General features: G+C 57.8%; 1 pseudogene. It reads left to right on the top strand.

The features are described from left to right. Nucleotides 1–320: pseudogene (locus JW499_RS22580) on the top strand (phage portal protein); the annotation flags it as partial.

The following is a 320-nucleotide window of genomic DNA, read 5'->3' as shown; positions in this document are numbered from 1 at the left end:
AGATGAGCTACTCCACGGCACGGGCCAGTGCGAACGAGTCGTGGGCGTACTTTATGGGGCGGCGAAAATTCGTCGCATCCCGTCAGGCGAGCCAGATGTTTCTGTGCTGGCTGGAAGAGGCCATCGTTCGCCGCGTGGTGACGTTACCTTCAAAAGCGCGCTTCAGTTTTCAGGAAGCCCGCAGTGCCTGGGGGAACTGCGACTGGATAGGCTCCGGTCGTATGGCCATCGATGGTCTGAAAGAAGTTCAGGAAGCGGTGATGCTGATAGAAGCCGGACTGAGTACCTACGAGAAAGAGTGCGCAAAACGCGGTGACGAC

The sequence above is a fragment of the Amphritea pacifica genome, assembly GCF_016924145.1.
Taxonomy (GTDB): Bacteria; Pseudomonadota; Gammaproteobacteria; order Pseudomonadales; family Balneatricaceae; genus Amphritea; species Amphritea pacifica.
This window is presented reverse-complemented; position numbering and strand designations above follow the sequence as displayed.